Source organism: Geobacillus sp. ZGt-1 (assembly GCF_001026865.1).
Taxonomy (GTDB): Bacteria; Bacillota; Bacilli; order Bacillales; family Anoxybacillaceae; genus Geobacillus; species Geobacillus thermoleovorans.
In genome coordinates, this window is sequence record NZ_LDPD01000025.1 from 159,799 (window position 1) to 168,577 (window position 8,779).

Annotated in this window: 10 protein-coding genes and 3 pseudogenes; all 13 read right to left on the reverse strand. The window is 55.8% G+C overall.

The annotated features are described in order from the left end of the window. Positions 1–142 precede the first annotated feature (142 nt). Entirely contained in the window at positions 143–766 is a 624-nt protein-coding gene (hisG, locus tag VU18_RS13470) for an ATP phosphoribosyltransferase (RefSeq protein ID WP_015375795.1), read from the reverse strand. Positions 767–793: 27 nt separating this feature from the next. Beyond that, complete coding sequence (locus VU18_RS20510) at positions 794–955, reverse strand: hypothetical protein (RefSeq protein WP_156484087.1); 162 nt, start codon at positions 953–955, stop codon at positions 794–796. Continuing rightward, on the reverse strand, positions 945–1,502 hold a 558-nt coding region (locus VU18_RS20515), incomplete at its 5' end, for an ATP phosphoribosyltransferase regulatory subunit (RefSeq protein WP_236687405.1). The genes VU18_RS20515 and VU18_RS20510, both read right to left, overlap by 11 nt. 1 nt (position 1,503) lies before the next feature. After that, positions 1,504–2,129: pseudogene (locus tag VU18_RS20520) on the reverse strand (ATP phosphoribosyltransferase regulatory subunit); the annotation flags it as partial. 548 nt (positions 2,130–2,677) lie between these two features. Next, positions 2,678–3,175: a DapH/DapD/GlmU-related protein gene (locus tag VU18_RS13480; protein ID WP_021321645.1), complete on the reverse strand. Its 498-nt coding sequence runs from the start codon at positions 3,173–3,175 to the stop codon at positions 2,678–2,680. Next, a complete protein-coding gene (gene ppaX / locus VU18_RS13485) occupies positions 3,172–3,840 on the reverse strand; it encodes a pyrophosphatase PpaX (RefSeq protein WP_011232549.1) in 669 nt (222 codons plus the stop codon). The genes VU18_RS13480 and ppaX overlap by 4 nt, the downstream gene beginning before the upstream one ends. Beyond that, positions 3,837–4,775, reverse strand: coding sequence for a nucleoside recognition domain-containing protein (locus tag VU18_RS13490; protein WP_011232550.1), 939 nt, complete (start codon positions 4,773–4,775; stop codon positions 3,837–3,839). Before VU18_RS13490 ends, ppaX begins: the two co-directional genes overlap by 4 nt. 99 nt (positions 4,776–4,874) lie before the next feature. Next, entirely contained in the window at positions 4,875–5,687 is an 813-nt protein-coding gene (gene lgt / locus VU18_RS13495) for a prolipoprotein diacylglyceryl transferase (protein ID WP_021321646.1), read from the reverse strand. Between the two features lie 59 nt (positions 5,688–5,746). Next, positions 5,747–6,586: HPr(Ser) kinase/phosphatase (gene hprK / locus VU18_RS13500; protein WP_236687406.1), on the reverse strand; the 840-nt coding region annotated here is incomplete at its 5' end. 1 nt (position 6,587) lies between these two features. After that, positions 6,588–6,682: pseudogene (locus VU18_RS20525) on the reverse strand (HPr kinase/phosphorylase); the annotation flags it as partial. 248 nt (positions 6,683–6,930) lie between these two features. Then, positions 6,931–7,293, reverse strand: a complete 363-nt coding sequence (locus VU18_RS13505; protein WP_011232553.1) for a phage holin family protein — start codon at positions 7,291–7,293, stop codon at positions 6,931–6,933. A 102-nt stretch (positions 7,294–7,395) separates the two neighbouring features. Beyond that, entirely contained in the window at positions 7,396–7,722 is a 327-nt protein-coding gene (locus VU18_RS13510; protein ID WP_011232554.1) for a DUF4870 domain-containing protein, read from the reverse strand. A 128-nt stretch (positions 7,723–7,850) separates the two neighbouring features. Further along, positions 7,851–8,779, reverse strand: a pseudogene (locus tag VU18_RS20530) (ATP-binding cassette domain-containing protein); the annotation flags it as partial.

Below are 8,779 nucleotides of genomic sequence, written 5' to 3' on the forward strand. Positions count from 1 at the left end.
TCCGTCAAGGATATGTTAAAGTTCTTCGTTGCATCTATATGCTATTTTCCAACGGCGTTGTCAACGCCGCTCCGCCATTCCCGAATCTCCACCAACCCATTCTTCGGAAACCGCCCATTTCCGCTCTGTCACACCTTTTTTCCTACGGCTGGGGAATGACCGCCGCCAATCGGTCGACCAACCGTTCAATGTCCCCGCCGTTTAGCCGGTAGCTCGCCGGGTTGACAATCAGGCGCGACGTCACCTCGGCGATCCGTTCAAGTTCGACAAGCCCGTTTTCTCTGAGCGTCCGCCCCGTGGAAACGATGTCCACGATCCGGTCGGCAAGGCCGATCAGCGGGGCGAGTTCAATGGATCCGTTCAGGCGGATGATTTCGACTTGCTCGCCTTGCTCGCGAAAATACGTTGACGCGATGTTCGGGTATTTCGTCGCCACCCTTGGTGCGATTTCGTTCATCTTGGCGCCGGGCAGCCCGGCGACCGCCAAATGGCAGCGGCTGATGTGCAAATCGAGCAGTTCGTACACATCCCGTTCTTCTTCCATCAGCACGTCCTTGCCGGCAATGCCCAAATCCGCGACCCCATGCTCGACATAGGTGACGACATCCATCGGTTTCGCCAAAATAAAGCGCATGTTTTCCTCTGGCACATCAATGACGAGCTTGCGCGACTCGGTAAATTCCGGCGGCAGCGCATAATCCGCCCGCCGCAGCAACTCGACCGCCTCTTCAAAAATGCGCCCTTTTGGCATGGCAATCGTCAGCATCATTCTTCCTCCTTGCTCCTCATCATGTCAAATGCGGCGCTGGGCCTCGAGTACACCGCATGCTCTCCACCGCCATGGGCAGCCTTTCCCGTCCGTTCTTCGCATCCGCTCTGTCCCGCCAATCGCTGCCGTTTTCAACAGCGTCGATGACCAACCGGCGGCGCCTTCTCTGTTATGTTCACTGCCCATCGCGCCCGCTGCGGCCAAGCAAATACACGATCGACCGGTAGCGCTGGCTGTAGGCGTCAATATCACGAATGCCGGCAATGTGCTGCAAGACGACGCGCTTGCCTTCCGCCCGTTTCGCTTCGGCCAATTCCACCGCTTCCGCCAGCCGCTCTTGGCTGAACACGATGCACTCGATGTCATCGCGCACATCCGTTTCCCCAATCGCCTCAATCAACCGATCGACGCGCAACCCAAACCCCGTCGCCGGCGCCGGGCGCGAGAACTTCGCCAATAAATCATCATACCGCCCGCCGTTGCCGATCGGGAATCCCACTTGCTCGGCGTACACTTCAAACAAAATGCCAGTGTAATAGCTCATATGGCTGACAAGCGCCATATCGAGCTTCACCGCCTCGGCCACTCCATACGTCCGAAGCACCGCCATGAGCACCGCCAGCTCATCAGCCGCCCGCCGCCCCTTCTCGCTTGTGACGAGCGTTTTCGCCTGTTCAATCACGTCCGTTCCACCGCGCAAGGAAAGAAGATCCAACAGCCGCTTTTGATCGATNGACGAAAGCGGCCACGACTTCACATGTTCACGGTAGCCGACGTAATTTTTCTCATATAAAAAACGGCGCAATACACTCGCCCGCTCCTCATTCCCTAAAATCTCCAAAAACAGAGCATTGACATAACCGATATGGCCGACCGCCACCGAAAACCGCCCGAGTCCCGTCCGCTTCAGCAGGGCGACCATTAAACTGATCACCTCGGCGTCGGCCGTCACCGTGCCGTCGCCGATCAACTCCACACCGATCTGTTCAAACTCCGCCGGCCGCCCGCCTTCGCGCTGCTGGGCGCGGAACACATTGGCGTTGTACGCCAGCCGGAGCGGATTGCCGTCGTCATACAACCGCGACGCCGCCACCCGGGCGATCGGCGCCGTCATATCGGGCCGCAATACGAGCGTATGCCCTTGCTGATCGAGGAGCTTAAACAGCCGATGATCGGCAATCGCCGACGCCGCCCCGACCGTTTCATAATACTCAAGCGTCGGCGTTTCGATAAACTCGTACCCCCAGCGTTCAATTTCTTCCGCCATCACCGAACGCACTTGTTTTTTCAACTCATATAAAAACGGCAGCGTATCGCGCATGCCTAACGGTTTTTCAAACATGAACAGCTTTTTTGCCATGTCCCCACGCCCTTCATCGAGATGCTTTAGTTTGCTAATATGGTAGAGAAGTGAAGTTATTAGTAGTTTACTCCTTTGCGGCCACAGCGTCAAGGGGGGGAATGCTTTATAAATAACAAAACGGACAAGATCGCTTCAAAAAAGGAAGCGCTTGTCCATTTCGTTCCATGTCGCATAGGCGATTATCCACAATAATGGAATAAATACCTAAAAAAGTAGAGTACTTATTTATATACATGCAACGAAAAAGTTTAACATATCATTGACGGAAAAGTCGCTTATCCACTTTTCGACTGGCGGTGACCGAACAATCACCCGCTTCGCANCCCCATACATGGTTCCGGAAGCGGCATTGTTCGCTCGCCCGACAGTCGATCCAATCGCTCTGTAAAAACTACAAATGTTAAAGATTCAAATTGCACCTATATAGAAAACCTACGCCCGTCAGACGATCTTCATCAGTCGCATTATAAATGTTTTTTGTGTTCCAATCTTTTTATCACTTTTTCTGGAAATCTTCATTTTTCCAAACAAAACCTCGCCCCCATTCAATTGGAAGGCGGTTCATTCCGGCGGACGATGCGCATCGGGCAACCCGCGGCCATCGCCCCGGGCGGGACGTCTTGATGGACGACGGTGCCGGCGGCGACCACGGCGCGGTCGCCGATCACCACACCAGGCAAAATGGTCGAGTTCGCGCCGATCATCACCTCATCGCCGATCACCACATCGCCGAGGCGGTATTCGTCAACCAAATATTCGTGAGCGAGAATCGTCGTGTTGTAGCCGATGACGCAGTTGCGGCCGATGCGGATTTTTTCAGGGAAGAGAATATCTGGCATGACCATAAAGGCGAGCGCCGTTTGTTCGCCGATTTTCATGCCGAGAAACGTGCGGTACAGCCAGTTTTTCAGCGGCAAAAACGGCGTGTAGCGCCCGATTTGAATGATGATGACGTTTTTCAGCACTTTCCAAAACGATACGGTGCGGTACAATTGCCAGAGCGAGTTCGCCCCGTGGACAGGGTATTTTGTCGTTCGTCTCACTGGGAGGACGTTTCCTCCTTCCGTTCGTTGATGCCGACAATGGCCAGCAAATCGCTCATTTTTTCCAGCATATAGTCCGGTTCATATTGTTCCAAATAGCCGCGGCCTTTAATCGCCCAAGCGACGCCGGCCGTTTTGACGCCGGCGTTTTTGCCGGCCAAAATGTCGTGGTAGTTGTCGCCGACCATCAGCGCTTCGTCCGATTTCGACTGAAGCGCCTCAAGCGCCTTATGAATCGGTTCGGGATCCGGTTTGGGGCGGCTGACGTCATCAAGGCCGATGACGCACGAGAAAAACGGTTCCAACCGCGTTTTTCTTAACCCCATCAGGGCGGTGTCGTGCATTTTCGTCGTCACGACGCCGAGGCGGAAGCCATGGCGGTGCAGCGTTTCGATCGTCTCATACACGGTGTCAAACTCGCGGATCAGTTCGTCATGGCGGGCATGGTTGAAGGTGCGATACGTCTTCACCATCTCCTCGGCCCGTTCCGGATCGAGCGAGCTGAACGTCTCATACAGCGACGGGCCGATGAACGGCAAGACGTCCTCACGCCCGTAGCGGCCCGGATAATACTTCTCCAGCGTATGCAAAAACGACTGGATGATCAGCTCATTCGTATCAATCAACGTTCCGTCAAGGTCAAATAAAATCGTGCGAATCGTCATGATGCGGCTTCCTTTCTCATCGGGTGTTCAAAACGGCGCCAAAGGAACGCCACCGCCATCGTCAACAGCACAGCCGTAACGAGGCGAATGACCAACAACGGCCAGACCGGGATGCCGAGCGGAACGAAAATGAGCGTGTCTTCGACAACCGCATGGCAAGAAACGAGAAAAATAAACGCCAACGTCAAATCGCGCTTCGAGACGCCGTCTTCTTTCGCCGCCTGAATCATCACCCCCGCCCCATAAGCGAGGCCGAACACAAAACCGGCGGCAAGGGTGAGCGATGTGTTCGCGCTCATGCCGAGCATCTTGGTCGCTGGCGCCATCCAGCGCGAAAACGTCTCAATCCAGTGGCGTTCTTTCAACACTTGAATGATCGTCATCAATGGAATGACAATCGCAACCAGCTGGACGATGCCGGTCGCCGCTTTTTTCAGCGCCGCCAAGATGATCTCTCCCCAGCCGGACGGCGAGGCGGCTTCAGGCGAGACAAACCCATATTGAGCGAGTTCCTGCCCCCCATCCCATAGATGGGCGATCAACAAACCGGAGACAACGGCCAAGCCAATGCGCACGGCGAGCATGAGCCAAACGCTCATACCCGTCCGCGAAGCGACGGAAGACTCGACGATCAAGTTGTGAGAAAAGGAAAGCATGACAGCGAGAATGAGCACTTCTTTCACTGTAAACTCGATCGTCAGCATCGCCCCGATCGCGGCGTACAGCCCGAGCAAATTGCCGAGCACCAGCGGCACGGCCGCGTCGCCGGATAAGCCGAACCACTTCATCAGGGGAGTGACAAGGTCGATCAACCATGAAAATAAAGGGGTCGGCTGCAACAGCGCTAAAATGAGCGTCACTGGAAAAATGATTTTGCCGAGCGCCCATGACGTCTTCAGTCCGGCGATGACGCCGCGCTGCAATGTTCCTACCATATCTCCTCTCTCCTTCGCTTGTCTTCATGCCGCCGTGTGACCTTTTCACCACACGCCGCCTCTCTTTTTCCCTAGTCATCCGTCAACGGATAAGGACGGCTATTCGTCTTGATACCTTGCTTTTGCCCATCCTTTCGCCCGGCGCACGATCCACAGAGCGATCGACAACACGATCAGCGTCACGGATACGACTTGCGCCGCGCGCAGACTGCCGGCCAGCATCAAGCTGTCGGTGCGCATCCCTTCAATCCAGAAACGGCCAACCGAATACCAAATCAAATAGGACAAAAACAGCTCGCCGCGCCGCAAATTGACGCGCCGCAGCCAAAGCAAAAGACAAAAACCGGCCAAATTCCAAAGCGATTCGTACAAAAACGTCGGATGCCAATAGCGCCCGTCAATGTACATTTGGTTGATGATCCAATCCGGCAAATGCAAATTTTCAAGAAACTGGCGCGACACAGGGCCGCCGTGCGCCTCTTGGTTCATAAAATTGCCCCAGCGCCCGATCGCCTGGCCTAAAATGATGCTTGGTGCGGCAATATCGGCGAGCTTCCAAAACGACAGCCCGCGCGCGCGGGCGAACACCGCGCCCGTCGCCACCGCCCCGATCAAACCGCCGTGAATGGCGAGGCCGCCTTGCCAAACTTTTGGAATCTCGGACAAATGCTTTGAATAATAGTGCCATTCAAACAGCACGTAGTACGCCCGCGCGCAGACAATGGCGATCGGCACGGCAAATAACACCAAATCGACAAACGTCTCTTTCGGCAAGCCGCGCCGCACTGCTTCGCGCGTCGCGAGCCATAGCCCAATCAACACACCGGTGCCGATAATGACCCCATACCAATAAATCGTAATAGGGCCAAGGTGCAAAAACACGCGGTCGAGCGGCTGAATCGTCGATTCCATCGTTTCCACCTCCTATGCTCCATGCCCAAACGAGATCCATTCCTTTGACGCAAGAAACATCAGTCGTAATCGTGCGCGCCGTCTTCGATGGCGTCGCTCAATCGCGCCGAAAACTCCTCAGCCGCGTTGACCCCGAGCCGCTTCAGCCGGAAGTTCATCGCCGCCACTTCGACGATGACCGCCAAGTTGCGCCCTGGGCGGACCGGAATCGTTAATTTCGGCAATTCGGTATCCAAAATTTTCACTTTCTCTTCTTCCAACCCGAGCCGATCGTACTGCTTCTCCGGATCCCAAAGCTCCAAGTCGACGACGAGCGAAATGCGCTTATGCGTCCGCACCGCCCCTGCGCCGAACAGCGTCATCATATTAATAATGCCGAGGCCGCGAATTTCAAGCAGATGCTCGATCAGCTCCGGCGCGCTGCCGACGAGCGTATCTTCATCTTCTTGGCGGATTTCCACACAGTCGTCGGCGACCAACCGATGGCCGCGTTTGACGAGCTCCAGCGCCGTTTCGCTTTTGCCGACGCCGCTTTTGCCCGTGATCAACACCCCGACGCCGTACACATCGACAAGCACCCCGTGCACCGCGGTGGTGGGGGCGAGCTTGCTTTCCAAATAGTTTGTCAATCGGCTTGACAGGCGGGTCGTTTTCATCGTCGAGCGCATGACCGGCACCGACTGGCGCTCAGACGCTTCGATCAGCTCCGGCGGCACTTCCAATCCACGCGAGACGATGATCCCTGGCGTAATGTCGGTGCAAAGCCGTTCCATCCGCGACTTTTTTTCTTCCGGCGTCAACGTTTCATAAAACGACAGCTCCGTCCGTCCGAGCAGCTGCAGACGCTCCGCCGGGTAATAGGCGAAATAGCCGGCCATTTCAATCCCCGGCCGCGACAANTCGCTTGTCGTAATCGGGCGGTAAATGCCCTCCGCGCCGCTGACGAGCTCGAGCTGGAACTGTTCAATGATGTCTTTCGTCCGCACTTTTGGCATACGTCGCCTTTCTCCCCTTTCTTCATCTTTTTCCATTGTAACACGTTTCGTTCCGCCATTGAATGGAAAACATCGGGGAAAACAAAACAGGGACGGCTCCCCCCGTCCCGATCAAGCCAAACACATCAAACCGAAACGATCTTCACCGCATCGTTTCTCCCATTGCAACCCCTTGCCGCATTTGCCATCTTTTCACACGATCACGGAAAACCATGGCGCCACCGGCCTTCCAATGGATCACGCCCCCGTTACGACCGGTTGCGCAGCGGCTCGATAATCGCTTTTTGCACGAGCAGGTGGAAAAACGACAAGACGATCGAGGCGAGCAGCGCCGTGCCAAAGCCGCCGATTTGAAACGCATCGCCCATCAGCCCTGCAGTCATCATGAGCGTGATGGCGTTAATGACAAACAAAAACAAACCGAGCGTCAACACGGTCACCGGCAGCGTCAACAAGATGAGCACAGGGCGAACGACGGCGTTGAGCACCGCCAAAATCACGCTCGCCAAAAACGCCGCGCCGATGCCGCTGAAGTGAATATCGTCAAAATAGCCGTCAATCGCCATCAGCAGCACCGTATTGATAAACACACCGATCAGCCAATTGAGCATCCCATCACCATCTTTATTCGAGTCTCGCGCCCGCCGGCCACACCTTGTTACAGTCCCAAAGAAACGGAGCCACGGCATTCGCCGGCAAACGGGCGCTTTCTCTTATTTTAACACTTGAATCCCTTTTATGACATTCCAAACGATGACAACAAGATTCACCGCCCCAGCAACGAGGAACCCAAGCCAGACGAGCCCGCCGCCAAAAAGAAGCGATTCCTCGCCCCAATGGCCGAACAGCACCGGCGACGCGGCCAACGCAATGAACAAGAGGATCGTAACGGCCGGAATCAAATGCGACACGAGCGACCGCTTCGCATGGCGTTTGACTTCAAGATCTTCGACAACAAAATAGACGACAATCGGCAAAATGAACGGCGCAAAAAAGACGCTGAAATAACAAAGCGCGGACAACACTTTGTTCGTCGACAATCGGCAATCCCCTTTCCAAGTTTCCTTTACCTGTATATACGACGGCCGCTAGGAAAAGTTTCCTGCCGACGGCAAAAAAAGGCGGCGGCCGCCGGTGCCCCAAGCGGCGGACAAAGCCGCAAAGGCCTTTACGCCTTCACCTCTTCATATTGCGCCTGCATGCGCGCCCGGTCGCGCTCGAGAATCGGTTTTAAGTAGCGGCCGGTGTGCGACTCCTCCACCTCGGCCACCTCTTCCGGCGTGCCGACAGCGACGATTTGTCCGCCTCGGTCGCCGCCTTCCGGACCTAAGTCAATGATATAGTCCGCGGTTTTGATGACGTCCAAGTTATGTTCAATGACAAGCACGGTATCGCCGTTGTCGACGAGCCGGTGGAGCACATCAAGCAGCCGGGCGATGTCATCGACATGAAGCCCGGTCGTCGGCTCGTCCAAAATGTAGAGCGTCCGGCCGTTGGAGCGGCGGTGAAGCTCAGCGGCGAGCTTGACGCGCTGCGCCTCGCCGCCCGAGAGCGTCGTCGCCGGCTGGCCGAGCTTCATATAACCGAGCCCGACGTCATAGAGCGTCTCGAGCTTGCGTTTGATTTTCGGGATCGAGGCGAAAAAGTCGAGCGCATCTTCGACCGTCATGTCGAGCACCTCGGCGATGTTTTTTCCTTTATACGTCACCTCGAGCGTCTCGCGGTTGTACCGTTTGCCGTGGCACACTTCGCACGGGACGTACACGTCCGGCAAAAAGTGCATCTCAATTTTGATGATGCCATCGCCATGGCACGCCTCGCAGCGCCCGCCTTTGACATTGAAGCTGAACCGCCCTTTTTTGTAGCCGCGTACTTTCGCTTCGTTCGTCGAGGCAAACACGTCGCGGATGTCGTCAAACACCCCGGTGTACGTCGCCGGGTTCGAGCGTGGCGTGCGGCCGATCGGCGACTGGTCGATGTCAATGACTTTATCGAGATGCTCCAGCCCGCGGATGCCGCGGTGCTCGCCCGGTTTCGCCTTCGCCCGGTGCAGCTTTTGCGCCAGCGCCTTATACAACACTTCGTTCACGAGCGTAC

What these genes read in the sequence shown, in the direction of transcription:
- hisG (WP_015375795.1), bottom strand. Translation starts at nt 766, where the DNA reads ATGCTGACGATTGCCATGCCAAAAGGGCGCATTTTTGAAGAGGCGGTC.
- VU18_RS20510 (WP_156484087.1), bottom strand. Translation starts at nt 955, where the DNA reads ATGGGCAGTGAACATAACAGAGAAGGCGCCGCCGGTTGGTCATCGACG.
- ppaX (WP_011232549.1), bottom strand. Translation starts at nt 3,840, where the DNA reads ATGACGATTCGCACGATTTTATTTGACCTTGACGGAACGTTGATTGAT.
- VU18_RS13490 (WP_011232550.1), bottom strand. Translation starts at nt 4,775, where the DNA reads ATGGTAGGAACATTGCAGCGCGGCGTCATCGCCGGACTGAAGACGTCA.
- lgt (WP_021321646.1), bottom strand. Translation starts at nt 5,687, where the DNA reads ATGGAATCGACGATTCAGCCGCTCGACCGCGTGTTTTTGCACCTTGGC.
- VU18_RS13505 (WP_011232553.1), bottom strand. Translation starts at nt 7,293, where the DNA reads ATGCTCAATTGGCTGATCGGTGTGTTTATCAATACGGTGCTGCTGATG.